Genomic DNA, 18,819 nt, shown 5'->3' with positions numbered 1-18,819 from the left:
GAGGCGAGCGCCCGGCCAGAGGCCGGGCGCTCGACGTTCGTGGCCGCGGGTCAGGGCGTGACCTCGATGTTCGTCAGCCCCTGCGTGGCACCGGTGACGGTATTGGAGGAGTAGACGACGTTCGGGTCGTCCTGGCACTCCCCGTTCTTGTGGTGGATCCAGATGGCGTGCTCGCCGACGCCGCCCAGGTCGGAATCGTTGCGGCGGAACTCGTTGCCGCATCCGTAGCCGTCGAGCAGGTTCAGCACCGCGTAGCCGCGGACGATGGTGCCGGGTTCGTCGAAGGTGCCGGTGTTGTCCTCGAACCGGTAGTCCGAGCCCTTCACGTCGATCCAGCTGTCGGCGTAGTGCTCTCCGGAGATGCCCTGGCCGTCGAAGGTGTTGCCGCGGATGAGCCCGCCCTCGGTGCCCTCCTTGATGTCGATCGACTCGCCGCGGACGAACGGTCCGATGTAGTTGTCGAGGACCTGGATCCGGTCGGAGCGGTCGATGCCGCCCTCGTTGCCGTGGCAGTCGAAGTTCGACTGCGCCGATCCGAGGTAGACGCCCTCGCCGAAGCCGGGGTCGACCAGGCCGGTCTCCTCGATCCGCGAGTTGCGGATGACGCCGTCGGCCGAGGACTGCCGGAAGTGAACGGCCTCCTGGTCGATGTGGTGTACGAAGATCCCGTCGACGGTGACGTGCTTGGAGTCGTCGATCACCAGGCCCTTCTTGGAGTCGGCGATGGTGAAGCCGGTGAGGTTCCAGTACGGCGCGCCGGCCAGCCAGAGCCCGTAGCCGGGGTCGAAGTCCCCTTCGGGCCCGGTGCAGGGCGAGCCCGATCCCGAGGCGCCGTCGTTGATCAGGACCGCGTCCCGGGGGCCGGTCAGGGTGATCGGCTCGGCGGCGGTGCCGCCCCGCTGGGCGAGGAAGGCGCCGTGGTACTCGCCGGAGGCGAGGCGGATGGTCTGCCCCGGCTGGGCGTCGGCGAGCGCGGCCTCGAGTTCGGCGCCGGTGGCGACGTCGATCGTGTCGCCGCTGCCGCCGCCCGCGTCGGTGGTGGCGGTGACCGGACCGCCGGCGGCCGAGGCGTTGCCCGCCGCGTCGCGGGCGGTGACGGTGAACTCGTAGGTGGTCGCGGGCTCCAGGCCGGTGACGGTGGCGGAGGTGCCGGAGACATCGAGGACCGCGGTGCCGTCGCGGTGGACGTCGTATCCGGTGACGCCGGTGTCGTCGCTGGAGGCGTCCCAGGACAGTGACACGCTGCCGCTGGTGGTGGCGGTGACGGTCAGGCCGGTCGGGGCCGTGGGCGGTTCGGTGTCGTCGCCACCGCCGCCGGAACCGTCGCAGGGGTTGCCGTTGACGGTGCAGCTCAGCGGATCGCCGTTGCCGTCGGCGTTGAAGCCGAAGTCCTCGGTGCCGCCGGGGTCGATGTCGCGGTTGTAGGAGACGGGAGTGAAGGTGTAGGTCTGGCCGTCCCGGGACATCTCGGAACTCCAGTGGTTCGAAACGGTGGTGCCGGCGGGCAGCTCGATCTCGATCGTCCACCCGCTGACGGCGGTGTCGCCGTCGTTGGTCAGGAGCACCTCGGCGCCGTAGCCGCCGCTCCAGTGGGAGGTCGTGATCGCCGCGGTCACGTCGTCCTGACCGGCGTGGGCGGTGTTGAGGGTCGCGATCGTGGCGGCCGCCGCGACGATCGGTACGGCTATGGCGCCGATTGCTGTCGTTCTTCGCATGGTCGTTCTCCACAAGGTCGGCCCGTCGGCGAGGGGTCGGACTCGCAGCCGAGCATCGGGTCGGCGAGCCGAGACCGCCGGCGGCGCATCGATGCGACCGGCCGGGGCGCCTGTGCGCATATGCTGTGATGCCGCTTCCGAGTCTCGGATCTCGCCTCGTGATGAGTAACACAATAGGAGAGTGATTCCAACATGTCAACATTCATTCATGGGGAAGGTTCCATACACATACATGGACAGCGTCTCACAGGGGTGGGCCGTGACTGAGGCGGACCAGTCGCTCCTGATCACTGGTGCCGCCGGTCGCGTCGGCGGCCTGCTGCGCCCGCTGCTGGCCCGGCCCGGCCGCCGCCTGCGGCTGCTCGACCTGCGCGAACCCGAGCCCGCCGCCGGAGCCGATGAGGAGCTCGTCATCGGCTCGGTGACCGACCTCGACGCGATGGTCGCGGCCTGCGGGGGAGTGGACGCCGTGATCCACCTAGGCGGCCAGAGCGCCGAGGAGGGCTTCGACACGGTGCTGGAATCCAACGTGTACGGCACCTATGCGGTCCTGGAGGCCGCCCGCCGGTGCGGTGTGGACCGAGTGGTGCTGGCCTCGTCCAACCATGCGGCCGGGTTCCACGACCGCCGCGACGGCCTGCCCGACGGCGGACTGCCCGCCGACGCCCCGGCCCGCCCGGACACCTTCTACGGGTGGTCCAAGGCCGCCGCCGAGATCGCGGGCCGGATGTACGCCGACAAGTACGGCATGGACGTGGTCTGCCTCCGGATCGGACTGTGGTTCCCCCGGCCGCCGGGCCTGCGGGGCCTCGCGATGTGGCTGTCCCCGGAGGACGGCGCCCGCCTGGTGGAGGCCTGCTTGTCCGCCGAGCGGCCGGGTTTCCGGACGGTGTGGGGCATCAGCCGCAACACCCGCCGCTGGTGGTCGCTGACCGAAGGGAAGTCGATCGGCTACTTCCCGGTCGACGACGCCGAGCGCTTCGCCGACGAGCTGATCGCCGGGCACGGCGAACCCGACTTCACGGCCGATCCGGTGCTGACCAGGGTCGGCGGGCAGTGGTGCGACGTTCCACCGGGGCGGCCCTACCGCGCCGGTCCGGTTCCGGAGGCAGGGGACTAGGCGGTTTTCAGTACCCCCGGCGACTCGGATAGCGGCCGTCAGGGGTGCTGAAACACCGCCTAGCGCACCCCGGCGCGGCGCAGCGCGGTGGCCAGCGCGCGGCCGTGTTCGACCACGGCCCCGGTCACCCGCTCCACGGTCTCGCCGTCGGCGGACCCGATCGGCATCGAGCACGAGATCGCGTCGGTGGCCGGGATCCGGTAGTCCACCGCCACGGCGACGCAGGCGATCCCCTCGGTGCCCTGCTCGCGCTCCAGCGCCCAGCCGCGCGAGCGGACCCGGTCGAGCTCGGCGTGCAGCTCGGAGCGTTCGGTGATGGTGCGCGGGGTGTGGGCCTCGAGGCGCTCGGGCAGGAGCCGGTCGACCTCGTCGGCGGTGAGCTCGGCCAGCAGCGCCTGGCCCAGGGCCGTCAGGTGGGCCGGGAGCCGGCGCCCGACCCGCGAGATGCGGTGCACCTCGTCGCGGACCTCCCGGCTGGCCATGTAGAGCACCTGGTCGTCGTCCAGTCGTGCGTAGTGGACGGTGAAGCCGATCTCGGCCCGCAGGTCCTCGAGGGCCTCGTAGGCGTAGCCGAGCGCGGGGTCCCGGTCGAGGTAGGCGGTGCCCGAGAGCAGCGCGTGCGGCCCCACGCCGAAGGCCGAACCGGAGGCGTCGGCCTCGATCCACTTGAGCTCTCGCAGGGTTCGCACCAGCGCGTGCAGGCTGGAGCGCGGATATCCGGTCAGCTCCTGCAACTGCGCGAGCGTCAGGCGCTCCGGGGACTCGGCGAGAGTCTCCAGGATGCGGACCGTGCGCTCGGCGGATTTGACCGGCGAGGACTCGATCCCGGCACCGGGGGTTCGGCTCATGGATCTCACCATCCTTCAATTCCGTCTCGGGCATTGACATACATGTTACTGGACGCTAGCTTGTGATAGTACTCCTCTATAAATGAAGATTGCATCCACATACTTAGACGAAATTCATGGAGGGAACGAGGATGTTCCACCGGAAACAGGGATGGCGCGGCCTGCCGAAGCTGGTCGCACTCCTCGCCATCACCGCCGTCGGACTCGCCGCGTGCGGCAGCGGCGCCGACGAGCCCGAACAGGACCCGGACGCCGCCTTGGAGGTCTGGATCCGCAAGCCCCCGGGCGCCCCGACCGAGGAGACCGCGAAAGAACTGGCCGCGGCCTTCACCGAGCAGACCGGCATCCCCACCGAAGTCACCGCCCTCTTCGACGACTTCGAGACCAAGCTCCAGCAGGCCGCTTCCGCCAAGGACCTGCCCGACATCGTCATCAACGACACCGCCCAGCTCGGCACCCTCGTGGAGCAGGGCTTGGTCCGCGAGGTCGACCGCGACGGCATCGAAGGGGCCGACGACCTCACCCCCGCCTCCTGGGACGCGGCCACCGGCGCCGACGGCGCCTACTACGCGGTGCCGTTCTCGGCGCAGTCGTTCGCGCTGTTCATCCGCTCCGACTGGCGCGAGGCCGTCGGCGCCGAAGTCCCGACCACCTGGGGCGAGATGGACGCCCTCGCCGAGGCCTTCACCACCGGCGACCCGGACGGCAACGGCGAGGACGACACCCACGGGTACGCCGTGCCCGGCTCCACCAAGCGCGGCTACACCTCCTGGTACCTGTCGAGCTTTCTGTGGTCGGGCGGCGGCGGCTTCCTCGACGGGGAGCCGGGCGCCTTCAACCCGGCCGTGGACTCGCCCGAGTCGGTCGAGGTTCTCGAATGGTTCCAGCACACCTTCTGCGACGGCCTCGTCGCGCCCGGCGCGGTCACCGCCGAGACCTCCCAGACCCACCCGGTCTTCTACGGCGGCCAGGCCGGGATCTACTTCACCGGCCCTTACATGATGGGCGTCTTCGACGCCGACCTCGGCGCCGAGAAGTACGAGATCGTGCCCCTCCCGGCCGGCGAGGGCGGCGAGGCCGTCTCGCTCGCTGAGGGCGAGAACGTCTACCTCATGGCCGGATCGGAGAACCAGGAGGGCCAGGAGCGCTTCGCCGAGTTCGCCGCCTCCGTCGAGGGCCAGACCATCGGCATGGCCGGCGACACCGACGGCACCATCGTGCGGCTGCCGGTCAACGCCACCGTCGACATGGCCGAGGTCCGGACCGACGAACGCTGGCAGACCTTCCAGCAGATCTATCAGGAGTCCGGCCGCTACGTGCCGAACGTTCCGGAGTGGACCCCGTTCCGCCAGATGGCGGCCGAGACGTTCAACACCGTCGCCTCCGACTGCGAGGCTGACCCGGCCGCCGAGCTCGGCGGCCTCGCCGACGAGTTCGCCGAGGAGCTCGAAGGACAGGGAGCGGCCGGCTGATGACGTCGACCGCAACCGCCGACCCGCGGGAGGAACCGGGCCGGGCGGGGCCGCAGCGGCCCCGCCCGGCCCGGGCGCCCGGCCGCCTCCGGCGCACCAGGTTCAGGGACCCGGCGGCCGCGCTGCTCCTGCTCCTGCCCGCGCTGGTGATCTTCACCCTGTTCAAGTTCATCCCCATGGGCCGGGCGGTCCAGATGAGCCTGTTCGAGGTCCGGCCCTACCTCGGGGACCGGTGGGTGGGCATGGACAACTACCGGCACGTGCTCACCGACCCCGACTTCCTCGACGCGATGTGGCACACCGCGGTCATCGCCGTCACCCAGACGGCCGGGGCCATGCTGCTGGGCCTGGCGATCGCCCTCCTGCTGGAAGGCACCGCCCGCCACCTGTGGCTCGTGCGGACCGCGGTGTTCCTGCCGACGATCGTGACCATGGCGGTCGTCGCCGAAGTCTGGCGGGTGCTCTACTACCCCGCCCCCGACGGCGTGGTCAACTCGGTCCTGGCCTGGATCGGCCTGGGCCCCTCCCAGTTCCTCAACTCCGCCGACACCTCGCTGTCGTCGGTGATCGCGGTGGGGATCTGGCGGCACGCCCCCTACGACATGATGATCATCCTCGCCGGACTGGCCGGCGTCGACCGGACCCTGTACGAGGCCGCCTCGGCCGACGGGGCGAACACCTGGCAGCGCCTGCGGCACGTGACCCTTCCGGCCCTGCGCCCGGTCTTCATCATCCTGCTGACCCTGGCCGCGATCCGCGGCATGCGGGTGTTCACCGAGATCTTCCTGCTGACCAACGGCGGCCCGAACGGGTCCACAGAGGTGCTGATGACGCTGATCTACAAGCTGGGGCTCGAACGCAACGAGCTCGGCATCGCCGCGGCCGGATCCGTGGTGCTGCTGGCGGTGACGGTGGTGCTGACCCTGGCCGTCCAGGCGGTACGGGCCAGGAGGAGGGCATGATGCGGCAAGGCAAGGGCCGGTTCGACTCCGCCCTCGGCTTCAGCGAACTGACCGGGCCGATCGGCTGGGCCGTCCGCGGCGCGGTCTACGCCCTGCTGCTGGTGGTGTTCGCCGGGCCGCTCATGGCGGTGGTCGTCGGCGCCTTCAGCAGGGTCCCCGACCCCACCCGGCTCAGCCTGGTACCCGACCAGTTCACCCTCGACAACTTCACCCGCGCCTTCGAACGCGACGTGCTGCTGTACCTGCTCAACTCCTTCATCGTGGTCGGCGGCGGCCTGCTGCTGCAGGTCACCGTCAGTGTGCTGGCCGCCTACGCATTGGCGCGCAAGAAGTTCCCCGGGGTACACCTGGTGCTCCTGCTGATCCTGTCGACCATGATGCTGCCCGAGGAGATCCTGGCGATACCGCTGTCGCTGGTACTGGCCGACGTGCCGGTCATCCACGTCAACCTCATCGGCACCCTGGTCGGCATGATCGTCCCGGTCGCCGCCTGGGGATTCTCGATCCTGGTGATGACCGAGTTCATGAAGGAGATCCCGGTCGAGCTGGAGCAGGCCGCCCGCATCGACGGCGCCGGGGAGCTGCGTGTGCTGGCGCAGATCATCCTGCCGCTCTCGCGCCCCGCGCTCGGCGTGATCGGCATCTTCGGGTTCACCATGATCTGGGACCAGTACATGCTGCCGCTGCTGGTGGCGCGCGACGCCTCCCAGTTCACGCTGCCGCTGGCGCTGCGGACCCTCCGCTCGGACGACCAAGTGGGCCTGGGGGTCCTGCTGGCGGCCTCGCTGCTGGCGCTGCTGCCGTCGGTCCTGGCGTTCCTGGCGATGCAGCGGCAGTTCATGAAGGGCCTCACTTCCGGGGCCGTGAAGGGGTGAGACGAATGCAGGACCTGCGAGGCATGATGAGCTTCCCGCTCACGCCGTTCACAGCGGACAGCCGACTCGACCTGGACGCCTTCTCCGGGCACGTCGCGGCACTGGTCTCGACCGGCGCCACGGGGCTGTTCGCGGCCTGCGGCACCGGCGAGTTCCCCGCACTCTCCACAGGGGAGTACCGGGACCTGGTGCGCACCGCCGTGCGGGTCGCGGACGGGCGCGTGCCGGTCTTCGCCGGAGCCGGAGGCGGCCCCGAAATCGCGCGGGACTTCGCGGCCGCCGCGGCCGAGTCCGGCGCCGACGGACTCCTCCTGCTCCCGCCCTACCTCGTCGAATGCTCCCCGGCCGGACTGGTGCGCCACGTCCGGCACGTGGCCGAGGCGACGCCGCTGCCGCTGCTGGTGTACCAGCGCGCCAACGCCGTGCTCGACCCGGACGCGGCGGTCGCCCTGCTCGATGTCCCGACTGTGGTCGGCCTCAAGGACGGGCGGGGCGACATCGAGGCCATCGCCCGCATGGTCGCCGCCGTGCGCGCGAGCGGCCACCCGCGGGCCGAGCTGTTCGTGTTCCTCAACGGACTGCCCACCGCCGAGCTGACGGCGAGCGCCTACGCCGCCGTCGGCGCCGGAGGCTACTCCTCGGCGGCGCTGTGCTTCGTGCCCGACCTCGCCACCGCCTTCCACCGGGCGATGCGGGACGGCGACGAGCGGACCCGGCGCGTCCTCGAATCCGAGTTCTTCCTGCCGTTCGCCGAGCTGCGCGGACGCGTACCCGGATACTCGGTAGCCCTGGTCAAGGCCGGGGCCGCGCTCACCGGAACCCCGCTCGGCCCGGTGCGGCCGCCGCTGGTCGACCCCGAGCCGCCGGACCTGGAGCGGTTGGAGCGGATCATCGCCCGCGGCCGCGACGCGCTGGCGCGGATCGAGACGACCGAGGCGGTGGCGCGATGAGCCGCGTCCGAACCGGTCCGATCGTGCGCCAAGCGGTGGTCACCCCCGTCGCCGTGCCCGACCCGCCCCTGCTGAACGCCGTCGGCGTCCACGAACCGTGGGCCCTGCGCGCGGTGATCGAACTGCGCTGCGAGGACGGCCTGATCGGACTCGGCGAGACCTACGGGGACGCGCCGCACCTGGCGCTCCTGCGCCGGGCCGCTGCCACCTTGCCCGGCCTCGACGTGTTCGACGGCGCCGACCTCCAGCGCCGCCTCGCGGCGGCGGTCGGCACCGCCAACGCCCCGGACCGCCACGGCCTCACCGGCGCCACCACTCCCGCCAAGACCCTCGCCAAGGTCACCGCCCCGTTCGAGATCGCCTGCCTGGACGCCCAGGGCCACGCCACCGGCCGGTCGGTGGCCGACCTGCTCGGCGGCCGCCACCGCGACCGGATCCCCTTCGCCGCCTACCTGTTCTACAAATGGGCCGCGCACCCCGGGGGCGAGGACGACGAGTGGGGACCGGCCCTCGAACCGTCCGAACTGGTCGACCAGGCCCGGCGCATGACCGAACGGCACGGCTTCGCCTCACTCAAACTCAAAGGCGGCGTCCGCCCGCCCGAGGAGGAGCTCGAGGCCGTCACCGAGCTCCGCCGGGCCTTCCCCGACCACCCCATCCGCTTCGATCCCAACGCCGCCTGGACCACGGCGACCGCCCTGCGGTTCGCCGACGGCGCCGAGGGCCTCCTGGAGTACCTGGAGGACCCCACGCCCGGCCTGGCGGGCATGGCCGCGGTGGCCGAGGCGGCCCCGATGCCGCTGGCCACCAACATGTGCGCGGTCGGATTCGACGACCTCCCGGCCGCCATCGACGCCGACGCGGTCGGCATCGTCCTGTGCGACCCCCACTACTGGGGCGGCCTGCGGGCGACGCTGCAACTGGCCGGGATCTGCCGGACATGGGGCCTGGGCCTCTCCATGCACTCCAACACCCACCTGGGCATCAGCCTGGCCGCCATGGTCCACACCGCGGCCGCCCTGCCCGACCTGGCGTACGCCCTCGACACCCACACGCCCTGGCAGGGCGGCGCCGACGTCGTCCTCCGCTCCCCGCGCATCGAGGGCGGCTCGGTGGCCGTGCCCGACAGCCCCGGACTGGGCGTCGAACTCGACCGCGACGCCCTCGAACGCATGCACCGGGACTACCTGCGCTGCGGCCTCACCGAACGCGACGACACCTCCTACATGCGACGAATCGACCCCGATTTCGAAGGGACGCTGCCGCGATGGTGACCCGCCCCGCACCGGCCGCCGCGCTGCTCATGCACCCGAAGCTGGTCGCCGACCTGTTCCCGGCCGACCTGGCCGACCGGCTCGCCCGGACCGTCGAGTTCGACCCCGGCGCCGCCACCGCCGATGTGTCCGGCATCGACCGCCTGGACCGAGTGGAGATCCTGATCACCGGCTGGGGCTGCCCGGCCATCGACCCCGACGTCCTCGACCGGGCGCCGCGGCTGCGCGGCATCGTCCACGCCGCCGGGACGGTCAAGGGCCACCTCCACCCGGCGGTCTTCGAACGGGGCCTGGCCGTGTCCACCGCCGCCGACGCCAACGCCGTCCCGGTCGCCGAATTCACCCTGAGCGCCCTGGTGCTCGCCGCCAAAGGCGCGTTCACCGCCGCCGGCGACTACGCCGCGGGCAAGGAGGTGTTCGTCCGACCGCCCGCCGAGGACCGCGGCCTGTACGGCGCCGTGGTCGGCATCGTCGGCGCCTCCCGGATCGGCCGCGCCGTCATCGGGCTCCTGGCCGACCACGGCGTCCACACCCTGATCGCCGACCCCTACTTCGGGCCGCGCGAGGCCCGCGAGCTCGGCGCCGAACCGGTCGGCCTGGACGACCTGTGCCGACGCTCCGACCTGGTCTCTCTGCACGCCCCGGCCCTGCCCGAGACCACGGGCATGATCGACGCCCGCAGACTCGCGCTGCTGCGCGGCGGCGCGGCCCTGATCAACACCGCCCGCGGCTCCCTGGTGGACACCGACGCCCTCACCGCCGAGTGCGCCACCGGCAGGATCTCGGCGGTCCTCGACGTCACCGACCCCGAGCCGCTCCCGCCGGACCACCCGCTGCTGCGCCTTCCCAACGTGTTCGTCACCCCCCACCTGGCCGGGTCGCGCGGCAGGGAACTGCGCCGACTCGGCGAATTCGCCGTCACCGAGGTCGAGCGCCTCGTCCGCGGCGAAGCCCTGCGTGGACGCATCCGCGGACACGACCTCGACCGCATCGCATAGGAGCAACCGTCATGCCGCACACCTGGCAGGACAACCCCCTGCGCACCCGCGACGACCTGGCCGACGCCGTCACCGCACTGGCGCGGCCGGTGGCCGCCCGCCTCAGCGACGGCCGCGCCCGGGCCCGGCTCGGCGCGACCGGCGCGCACTTCCCCGACGCCGCCGCCGAGCTCGAGGGCTTCGCCCGGCCGCTGTGGGGCCTGGCGCCGCTCGCCGCAGGCGGCGGAGACTTCGACCCGGAGCCGTACCTGCGCGGCCTCGACGCGGGCACCGACCCCGGCCACCCGGAGTACTGGGGCCCGATCGGCGACCACAGCCAGCGCTGCGTCGAGGCCGCCGCCATCGGCTTCGCCCTCGCGCTCGCCCCCGAACGGTTCTGGGAACCGCTGCCGGGCCCGGCGAAAGACCGCCTCGCGCGCTGGCTGGCGGGCATCAACCACGCGCGCCTGCACGACAACAACTGGCTGTTCTTCCGGGTCCTGGTCGGACTCGGACTCCGCGCCGTCGGCGCAGAGGGCCGCGATCGCGAGGCCGAGCGGGCCGCGCTCGACCGGCTCGAGACGTTCGCGACAGGGGACGGGTGGTACACCGACGGCCCCACCGACCGGGCCGACTACTACACGCCCTGGGCCATGCACCTGTACGGCCTGGTCTACGCGCGGCTGTCCGGCGACGACGACGCGGACCGCGCGCGGCGCCTGCGGGAGCGGGCCGCGGCCTTCGCCGCCGACTTCGCCCACTGGTTCGCCGACGACGGCGCCGCGATCCCATACGGGCGCAGTCTGATCTACCGGTTCGCGCAGGCCGGGTTCTGGGGCGCGCTCGCCTTCGCCGACGTCGAGGCGCTGCCGTGGGGCCAGGTGAAGGGGCTGCTGCTGCGGCACCTGCGCCACTGGGCCCGGCTTCCGGCGGTCGACGAGGCGGGCCTGCTCACCATCGGCTACGCCTACCCCGACCTCAATCTCACCGAGGCCTACAACTCTCCGGGGTCCCCCTACTGGGCCATGAAGGCGTTCCTGCCGCTGGCCCTGCCGGGCGGGCACCCGTTCTGGCGCGCCGAGGAGACCGGGCCGCCCCGGTTGGAACCGGTGCGGCCGCAGCCGCATGCGGGCATGGTCCTCGTCCGCGACAGGACCCACGCGTGGGCGCTGGCCGGAGGCCAGAGCGGCCTCCAGTTCCGCCACGGCGCCGAGAAGTACGCGAAGTTCGCCTACTCGACCGCGTTCGGCTTCAGCGTTCCGGCCGGCGGGCACGGCCTGCATCAGCTCGCCGCCGATTCGATGCTTGCGCTGTCGGAGGACGGGACGCACTGGCGGGTGCGCGAGAGCGCCGAGGAGGTCCGGGTCGAGGGCGGGACGGTCCGCTCCCGGTGGCGGCCCTGGCCGGACGTCGAGATCGAGACCACCCTGACGGCCGGGGGCCCTTGGCATGTGCGCACGCACCTGGTCCGGACCGGCAGGCCCCTGTGGACCGCCGAGGGCGGCTGGGCGCTGGACCGCACCGGCGACGACCCGGCCGACCCGCGCGGCCGGGAGGAGTCCGGCCCCGGTTTCGCCCAGGCCGCCTACCCCGCCGGGTTCAGCGGCCTGCGCGACCTCGACCGGGCCCGGACCGGCGAGCTGGTCCGGGCCGAGCCGAACACGAACCTGCTGCATCCGCGCACCGTGATCCCCACCCTCCGCGGCCGGTGCGAGCCCGGCGAGCACCGCCTGTCGTGCGAGGTGCTCGCGGCGGGGCCCGGCCCCTGGGAGCGGCTTTGGAAGCAGGGGTCGGGCCCCTCCGGTCAGGCCCCCCAGCCGCCGACGATCGACGGGGAGGCGGCGTCCTCGGCCAGCAGCCGCGGCTCGGCCGAGCCGTCGGCCGCCACCGCCCACACCCCGCCGTCCGAGCCGTAGGCAAGGGTGTCCCCGTCGAGCCAGAGCGCCTGGTCGTCGACGCCGTCGGTGCCGGGCAGCTCGGTCTCCCGACCGGTGCCGAGGTCGAGCACGGCCAACCGCCACGGCCGGGCCCCGTCGCCGGTCCGCTCTTTGAAGGCGATCCGCGTGCCGTCCGGCGACAGCGAGGGGCACTCGACGTTCTCCCGCACGTCCTCGGCCGCCCACCGGTCCAGGTCGCCGCGCACCAGGTGGGTCCGCCCGCCGGTGGCGACCGTGGCGTAGAAGACGTTGTCGTCGTCGGTGAAGGTGACGCCCCAGTAGTTCACGTCGGCCGCGTGGTGCCGCTCCCCGCCGAGGTAGAGCTGGATGGTCTCCATGTTGACGATCAGATGCCCGGTCTCCAGGTCGAGGATCGAGGTCCGGGTCGAAAAGTTCCCGTCCGCATAGGAGTCGCCGACGACGAAGGTCGTCCACGCGACCATTCGGCCCGAGCCCGAGACCCGGGCCCGGTTCGGGACCCCGGCGACCTCGGCCCGGTCCAGTTCGGTGCCGTCGTCGGCCATCACGGTCACCTCGGTGGTCGGTACCAGGCCCGGCGCCGCGGCCAGGCACACCCCGACCCCGGCGTCGGCGTGGAACCGGTCGCAGCGCAGTCCGGCCGCCCGTCGCCGCCCACCCGGTTCGGCGGCCGGGACGCTCACCACGCCGCTCTCGGCGACGACGTACAGCCCGGGCTCGTCGAACGCGGTCGGGACATCCTGGGCCCGCGAGGGGACCTGCCGGGACTGGAGCACGTACCATCCGGCCACCGCGGCCAGCAGCACGGCCGCGACCGCCGCGACCAGCGGTTTTCCGTGTCTCATGCGAACCCCCAGCGCCTGGCCCGCCCCGCCACCAGGATCAGCGCGACGACCAGGCACACCGAGGCCGCCAGGACCGCCTCGGTCATGCCCCACCACGTCCACATCGCCCCGAAAAGGACCGATCCGGCCAGGCGTGCCGCCGCCTGGGACGACTGCACCAGTGCCATCCCGCTGCCGCGCACCGCTTCGGGGAAGACCGGCCCGGCCATCGCCATGAGCACGCCGTCGGTCGCCGCGTAGCTGACCCCGAGCAGCAGCGGCACGCCCAGCAGCAGCAGGTGATCGGGGGCGAACGCCAGCAGCCCGTATGCCGCCGGCAGCACCGCGTGCCCGGCCAGGAACAGCCGCCATCGCCCCACCCGGTCGGCCAGGTGCCCCATCGGCACGGCCAGCAGCAGGTACGCGGCCGCGGTGCCCAGCGGGAGCAGCGGGAAGTACTCGGCGGCCAGGTCGGCCCGGCGGCCCATGATGAGGTAGGCGAAGTTGTCGCCGACGACCACCAGCGCGAGCAGACCGGCGACCAGGCAGAGCCGTCCGGCCCCCGGCGTCCGGAGCGCGCGCCGCAGCGAGGTGGCGCCCCGCCGGGCCGGTCCGCGCCGGTCCGAGACGAACAGGGCCAGCAGGACCACGCCGAAGGCCGCGCAGCAGAAGCTGGTCACGAACACCGCGTCGAAGGATCCGCCGGTGCTCCACAGGACCGCGAAGGCCGCCAGCGGGCCGAGCAGCGCGCCGCACACGTCCATCGCCCGGTGCATGCCGAAGGCGGCGCCGAGCCGGTCCTTCGGGGCCGACAGCGAGATCAGGGCGTCGCGCGGGGCCGTCCGGATGCCCTTGCCGATCCGGTCGACCGCGATCACACCCGCCAGCATCGGGATCGAGGAACCGGCCGCGAGGAGCCCGAGCTTGGAGCAGGCCGACAGCCCGTATCCCGTCCCGGCCACAAGCTTGTGCCGCCTCCAGCGGTCGGCGGCGGCGCCGCCGACGACGCGCACCAGCGCCGTGACGCCGTTGTAGACGCCGTCGATCAGGCCGAACAGCAGCGGGCTCATGCCCAGGCCCACCACCAGGTAGAGCGGCAGCACCGAGGTCACCATCTCGGCCGAGACGTCGGTGACCAGGCTGACCGAGCCCAGAGCCAGCACGTTGCCGGTCATGAAGCCCAGTCGCGATCCCGCGGGTCTGCCCGTCGTGGCCACGTACATGGAAGTTCCTTTCGGTGTGGGCCGCGGCTCCTGTCGCCGCCGCGGCCCTCATGCGGGCGGTCAGTGGCAGGAGTATTCGGGGGAGCTGTCGAGGACCGCGCCGGTGTGCTCGACGTAGTCCCAGGAGTAGCCGGTGTCGGTGAAGGTCAGTGCCACCACGCCGAAGCTGCCGCTGAGCCGGAACTCGCTGTTGGGCTGGACGTTCTCGATGTCGTACGGGTTCGCGCCTCCGGTGCCGCCGATGATCTCGACGATCCCGTTCGGGTCGTAGTCGCCGTAGGCGTTCTGCGGGGCGAACCGCTCGTAGTGGTGGTCGTGGCCGCCCAGGACGAGGTCGGCCTCGTAGTCGAGCAGCCGGTCCCACACCGGTCGGCTGACCGGGTCGTTGCCGTGGCCGCCCGAGCTGTAGAGCGGGTGGTGCCAGTAGGCGGCAATGCAGTCTCTGGTGTTGGCGGCCAGGTCGTCCTCGAGCCAGGCGAGTTGGTCGGGATCGTCGAAGATGTTGGAGTCCAGCGCGATGAAGTGCCAGTTCCCGACGTCGTAGCTGTACCAGGTGGTGCCCTCGGGGGTGGCGATCGAGCCGAAGTACTCCTTGTAGCCCACCTCGAATCCGGCCGGGTCGTAGGACTCGTGGTTGCCCGGAGTGGGTTTGACGATCGAGTTGAACCGGCCCCAGGTGTCGTCGTAGTAGTTCTCGAAGTCCTCCAGCCTGGCGTCGTCGTACTGGTTGTCGCCCATGGTGATCACGAAGTCCGGGTCGAGGGCCGCGGTCCTGTCCGCCGTGAGCGGGTGGACGCAGCCGGACTCGTCCGCGGTGCACTGCTCGGCGATGTCCCCGGCTGCGACCACGGTGAACGAGTCCGGAGGCGCCGTGGCGGCCGACAGCGTCAGCCGGTCCACGTTGGGGCCGCCGTCGCCGGTGTTCGCGGTCGCTCTGACGGTGTGGGTGCCCGCCGCCAGGGAGGCGGTGACCGCCGAGGTCCGCCAGTGGTCCCAGGCGCCGGTGCCCGGGAACGAGAGCGCGGGGTCGATCTCGCTCCCGTCCAGGGTGATCGCCATCGGGCGGTCGGTCGCGGTGCCGTTGGCGTACCTGAAGCTCAGGTCGTAATCCCCGGCCTCCTCGACTTCGACGGTCCATTCGACGAAGGAGCCGGTGGTGTTGTCGTAGTTGACGAATCCGGTGCCGGTGTACCCGGCGTGGTCGGAGTCGACCTGCCCAGCGCCTATGACGGCGTCCTCGGCCTGGTAGTCGGTGTTCGGTGCGCTGCTGCTGTCGCCGTACACCTCGAACTCCCACAGCGAGTATCCGTACGGGGTGCCGCGTTCGGTGCCCGTGACCCGCACGAAGCGGGCCGGGCCGGAGGCTGAGGCGATCTCCTCGAACCCTCCGGTTCCCGAGGTGGTGCTGTACACGGTGGTCCAGGACGAACCGTCCGTGGAGAACTCGATGCGGTAGGAGGCGGCGTAGGCCACCTCCCAGCGCAGGTCGACGCGGGTGACTTCGGCCACGGCGCCGAGGTCGACCTGGATCCACTGCGGGTCGGCGCCTTCGGCGCTGGCCCAGCGGGTGCCCTGGTCGCCGTCGACGGCCAGGCCCGGGGTGAAGGAGGCGTCCTCGATCGAGGACGCCGATGCCGGTTTGCCTTGGGACAGCAGGGGTTCGGCGGCCCAGCCGAGGCCGGAGGCCGTGATCACGGCGGCGATGCCGACGCCGAGCACGGTCAGCAGCGCGGCGGGGCGCCTGAGTCGGTGCGAGCGCATGTCCCTCCAATCAATGGTTAGTAAGAATGACTGACTATTATCTGACCATACAAGGAGCATCGTCATCCGTCAATGCCTTGTGTTGCGGAGTCGGCGTTGACAGAGATTGGTTAGTTAGATAATCTATCTATTAATCTCGGGCGGAGCCTCCTCGCCCGGCCTCCCCGACGAGAGGACCCGAATGAAGATCGCCGTCATCGGTGGCGGTTCCACCTACACCCCCGAACTCGCCGAAGGCATCGGCGCCGCCGCCGGGCTCGGAGTCGACCGGCTCGTGCTGGTCGACCCCGACCGGAGCAAGCTCGACGTCATCGGCCCGCTGGTCCGCCGCATCCTGCGCCGCCGCGGGCATCCGGCAGAGGTCGAGTGGACCACCGACCTCGACCGGGGCGTCGACGGCGCCGCGGCGGTGCTGCTGCAGCTCCGCGTCGGCGGGCAGGCCGCCCGCATCGCCGACGAGGCCTTCCCGGTCGAATGCGGTTGCGTCGGCCAGGAGACTACCGGCGCCGGGGGACTGGCCAAGGCCCTGCGCACCATCCCGGTCGTCCTCGACATCGCCGAGCGGGTCCGCCTCCGGGCCGCCCCCGGCGCCTGGATCGTCGACTTCACCAATCCGGTCGGCATGGTCACCCGCGCCCTCCTCGACGCCGGGCATCGGGCCGTCGGACTGTGCAACGTGGCCATCGGCTTCCACCGGCGCTTCGCCGCCATGCTCGGACGCGACAGCGCCGAGCTCGAACTCGACCATGTGGGGCTCAACCACCTGACCTGGGAGACCGCGGTCCGCGCGGATGGGCGCGACCTCCTGCCCGAACTGCTCGACCGCCACGCCGAGGCCGTGGCCGACGAGACCGGGCTGCCGGCCGCGACCTTCGCCGACGGCCGCGTGCCCTCCTACTACCTGCACTACTACTACGCCCACGACGCCGAAGTGGAGCGGCTGCGCCACGAGCCCTCGCGCGGCCGGGAAGTGGCCCGGATCGAGGCCGAGCTGTGGCGCCTCTACGCCGACCCGGCCCTCGACCGCAAGCCCGAGCTGCTCTCCCAGCGCGGCGGGGCCTACTACTCCGAGGCCGCCGTGGCGCTGCTGCGCTCGTTGCTGACCACCGACGGCGCCGTCCACGCCGTCAACGTCCGCAACCGCGGGTTCCTGCCGTACCTGCCCGACGAGGCGGTCATCGAGGTCTCGGCGCGGGTCCGCTCCTGGATCACCCCCGCGGCCGAGCGGACCCTCGGGCCGCGCCAGCGCGGCCTGGTCGCCTCGGTCGCGGCCTATGAGGAGCTCGGCGTCGAGGCCGCCGTGCGCGGCGGGGAACGGCGCGTCTACGAAGCGCTGCTGGCCCATCCGCTGATCGGCCAGCACGACCTGGCGGAGGCGCTGACGGGCCGCCTCATCGCGGCGGGGCGGGAACACCTGCCTTGGGCGTGAACGCGGACCGGCGCTTCGTCGCGATCGACGGCGGCAACTCCAAGACCGACGTGCTCGCCGCCACCGCCGACGGCCGCGTCCACGCCTTCGTGCGCGGCGGGACCTCCTCGCCGCACCGCCTCGGCTACCGCGAGGCGATCGACTACCTCGGCAAGCTCATCGACGGCGCCCGCGCCGAATCCGGTTGGGACGCCTCGCCGCTGGAGCGCGTCGAGATCCTGCTGGCAGGAGCCGACCTGCCGTTCGAGCTCGAACGGCTCGGCGGCGACGCCGACTCGCGGCGCTGGGCCCGCCGGATCCGGATCGACAACGACACCTTCGCCCTGCTGCGCGCCGGGACCGACGACCGGAACGCCGTCGCCGTGGTCTGCGGGGCCGGAATGAACTGTGTGGGCCGCAATGAGTGCGGCGACCTCTCCCGGTTCCCGGCGCTCGGCCGCGCCACCGGAGACTGGGGCGGCGGCGAGGACCTGGCCGAGGCCGCGCTGCACCACGCGGTGCGCGGCGAGGACGGCCGCGGGCCGGCCACGGCTCTGACCGAAGTGGTGCGGGAGCACTTCGGCACCGCCTCGGCCGTGGACGTGGCGATCGGCGTGCACCTGGGCGAGATCGACCGTGCGCGGCTCCACGGGCTGGTGCCGCCGCTGTTCGCGGCCGCCGCTGAAGGCGACGAGCTCGCGCTGCGGACGGTGGACCGCCAGGCTGAGGAGATCGCGGCCATGGTTCGGGTCTCGGCCGACCGCCTCGGCCTCGGCGGCGGGTCGTTCACCGTCGTGGGCGGGGGAGGAGTGCTCCGGTCCGAGCCCCCGGTGCTGTACCGGAGCGTCCGCGAGCGTCTGGCCGAGGCGCACCCGCTGGCGCGCTACCGCACGCTGCGGCGCCCGCCCGTGCTCGGCGCGGCCTGGGCGGCCCTCGACGTCCTCACCGGACGGTTCGCGGGCCGGGCCCACCGGCGCCTGGCCGCGCAGCTCGCCGAGCGCGAACCGCTCGCGGTCTGACTACCGCCCGGCCTCAAGGACCGAGTCGAGGATGCGGGCCTTGAGGTCAGCGTACGCCGAGTCCAGCGCGCCGACGGCCACCGCGTCGCCCTCGACTCCCGAGCGCACCACCCGGTCGCCGAAGCGACCGGAGGCGGCCCGGACGGGCCCGATCAGGGCCTCGCCTCCGGCGGCGGCGATCTCGCCGGCCAGGACGATGCTGGGCGGGTCGAACAGGCACCCCAGCATCCCGACCGCCGCGGCGAAGCGGGCGGCGCAGTCGTCCAGGAAGGACTGTGAGCCCCGTTCGACCGCCACCGCCATGACATCGGCGGCGTCCCGGCCGTGGAGGCCGTGAGCGCGGCCGATTTCAATGACGGCGGGGGCGCCGATCCAGTCCTGGAAGGTCGGGTCGTCGGGGCCGGACCGGTCGGCGAAGGCGGGCACGTAGCCCAGCTCTCCGGCGGCCCCGTGCTCGCCGACCAGCAGCCCCTGC

15 protein-coding genes and 1 pseudogene are annotated in these 18,819 nt (G+C 72.3%); 10 read left to right on the top strand and 6 right to left on the bottom strand.

The window, feature by feature from the left end:
- Positions 1-50 precede the first annotated feature (50 nt).
- On the bottom strand, positions 51-1,715 hold the full coding sequence (locus JFB92_RS17525) for a cellulose binding domain-containing protein (RefSeq protein ID WP_199041829.1): 1,665 nt from the start codon (positions 1,713-1,715) through the stop codon (positions 51-53).
- Between the two features lie 259 nt (positions 1,716-1,974).
- Here JFB92_RS17525 and JFB92_RS17520 point away from each other — a divergent pair, with 259 nt between their 5' ends.
- Positions 1,975-2,835 carry an NAD-dependent epimerase/dehydratase family protein gene (locus tag JFB92_RS17520; protein WP_307789197.1) on the top strand — a complete coding sequence of 287 codons (861 nt, stop codon included), beginning with the start codon at positions 1,975-1,977 and terminating at the stop codon, positions 2,833-2,835.
- Positions 2,836-2,894: 59 nt separating this feature from the next.
- On the opposite strand, the gene JFB92_RS17515 is transcribed toward JFB92_RS17520, so the two are convergent.
- Positions 2,895-3,683, bottom strand: coding sequence for an IclR family transcriptional regulator (locus JFB92_RS17515; protein ID WP_199041824.1), 789 nt, complete (start codon positions 3,681-3,683; stop codon positions 2,895-2,897).
- Positions 3,684-3,814: 131 nt separating this feature from the next.
- On the opposite strand from JFB92_RS17515, the gene JFB92_RS17510 reads away from it, so the two are divergent.
- From JFB92_RS17510 to JFB92_RS17480, 7 genes are read left to right on the top strand one after another with little or no spacing between them, the layout of a single operon-like run.
- Positions 3,815-5,155 (top strand): sugar ABC transporter substrate-binding protein, encoded by a 1,341-nt coding sequence (locus JFB92_RS17510; RefSeq protein WP_199041821.1) that lies wholly within the window; start codon positions 3,815-3,817, stop codon positions 5,153-5,155.
- Entirely contained in the window at positions 5,155-6,117 is a 963-nt protein-coding gene (locus JFB92_RS17505; RefSeq protein ID WP_199041818.1) for a carbohydrate ABC transporter permease, read from the top strand. The genes JFB92_RS17510 and JFB92_RS17505 overlap by 1 nt, the downstream gene beginning before the upstream one ends.
- Positions 6,117-6,992, top strand: a complete 876-nt coding sequence (locus JFB92_RS17500; protein ID WP_199041815.1) for a carbohydrate ABC transporter permease — start codon at positions 6,117-6,119, stop codon at positions 6,990-6,992. Before JFB92_RS17505 ends, JFB92_RS17500 begins: the two co-directional genes overlap by 1 nt.
- A gap of 5 nt (positions 6,993-6,997) precedes the next feature.
- Positions 6,998-7,942 (top strand): 5-dehydro-4-deoxyglucarate dehydratase, encoded by a 945-nt coding sequence (locus JFB92_RS17495; RefSeq protein ID WP_199041812.1) that lies wholly within the window; start codon positions 6,998-7,000, stop codon positions 7,940-7,942.
- On the top strand, positions 7,939-9,216 hold the full coding sequence (locus JFB92_RS17490; RefSeq protein ID WP_199041809.1) for an enolase C-terminal domain-like protein: 1,278 nt from the start codon (positions 7,939-7,941) through the stop codon (positions 9,214-9,216). The genes JFB92_RS17495 and JFB92_RS17490 overlap by 4 nt, the downstream gene beginning before the upstream one ends.
- Positions 9,210-10,214: a hydroxyacid dehydrogenase gene (locus tag JFB92_RS17485; protein WP_199041806.1), complete on the top strand. Its 1,005-nt coding sequence runs from the start codon at positions 9,210-9,212 to the stop codon at positions 10,212-10,214. Before JFB92_RS17490 ends, JFB92_RS17485 begins: the two co-directional genes overlap by 7 nt.
- A gap of 11 nt (positions 10,215-10,225) precedes the next feature.
- Positions 10,226-12,109, top strand: a complete 1,884-nt coding sequence (locus tag JFB92_RS17480; protein WP_199041803.1) for a DUF2264 domain-containing protein — start codon at positions 10,226-10,228, stop codon at positions 12,107-12,109.
- Here the strand turns inward: JFB92_RS17480 and JFB92_RS17475 are convergent.
- Genes JFB92_RS17475 through JFB92_RS17465 form a run of 3 tightly spaced genes read right to left on the bottom strand, consistent with a single transcriptional unit; the run spans position 11,998 to position 15,917 of the window.
- Positions 11,998-12,954: a TolB family protein gene (locus JFB92_RS17475; RefSeq protein ID WP_199041800.1), complete on the bottom strand. Its 957-nt coding sequence runs from the start codon at positions 12,952-12,954 to the stop codon at positions 11,998-12,000. The genes JFB92_RS17480 and JFB92_RS17475 overlap by 112 nt on opposite strands.
- On the bottom strand, positions 12,951-14,156 hold the full coding sequence (locus tag JFB92_RS17470) for an MFS transporter (protein ID WP_199041797.1): 1,206 nt from the start codon (positions 14,154-14,156) through the stop codon (positions 12,951-12,953). Before JFB92_RS17470 ends, JFB92_RS17475 begins: the two co-directional genes overlap by 4 nt.
- 60 nt (positions 14,157-14,216) lie before the next feature.
- Positions 14,217-15,917 (bottom strand): discoidin domain-containing protein, encoded by a 1,701-nt coding sequence (locus JFB92_RS17465; protein WP_199041794.1) that lies wholly within the window; start codon positions 15,915-15,917, stop codon positions 14,217-14,219.
- Between the two features lie 181 nt (positions 15,918-16,098).
- On the opposite strand from JFB92_RS17465, the gene JFB92_RS17460 reads away from it, so the two are divergent.
- Together JFB92_RS17460 and JFB92_RS17455 are read left to right on the top strand one after the other, a co-directional pair.
- On the top strand, positions 16,099-17,346 hold the full coding sequence (locus JFB92_RS17460) for a family 4 glycosyl hydrolase (RefSeq protein WP_199041791.1): 1,248 nt from the start codon (positions 16,099-16,101) through the stop codon (positions 17,344-17,346).
- On the top strand, positions 17,343-18,344 hold the full coding sequence (locus tag JFB92_RS17455) for an N-acetylglucosamine kinase (RefSeq protein ID WP_307789199.1): 1,002 nt from the start codon (positions 17,343-17,345) through the stop codon (positions 18,342-18,344). Before JFB92_RS17460 ends, JFB92_RS17455 begins: the two co-directional genes overlap by 4 nt.
- Here the strand turns inward: JFB92_RS17455 and JFB92_RS17450 are convergent.
- A pseudogene (locus tag JFB92_RS17450) lies at positions 18,345-18,819 on the bottom strand (ROK family protein); the annotation flags it as partial.

Origin of the sequence: Glycomyces salinus, from assembly GCF_016428645.1 — a bacterium.
Classification (GTDB): Bacteria; Actinomycetota; Actinomycetes; order Mycobacteriales; family Micromonosporaceae; genus Glycomyces; species Glycomyces salinus.
The sequence above is the reverse complement of the archived record's forward strand: the minus strand, read 5'-3'. Positions and strand labels throughout refer to the sequence as shown.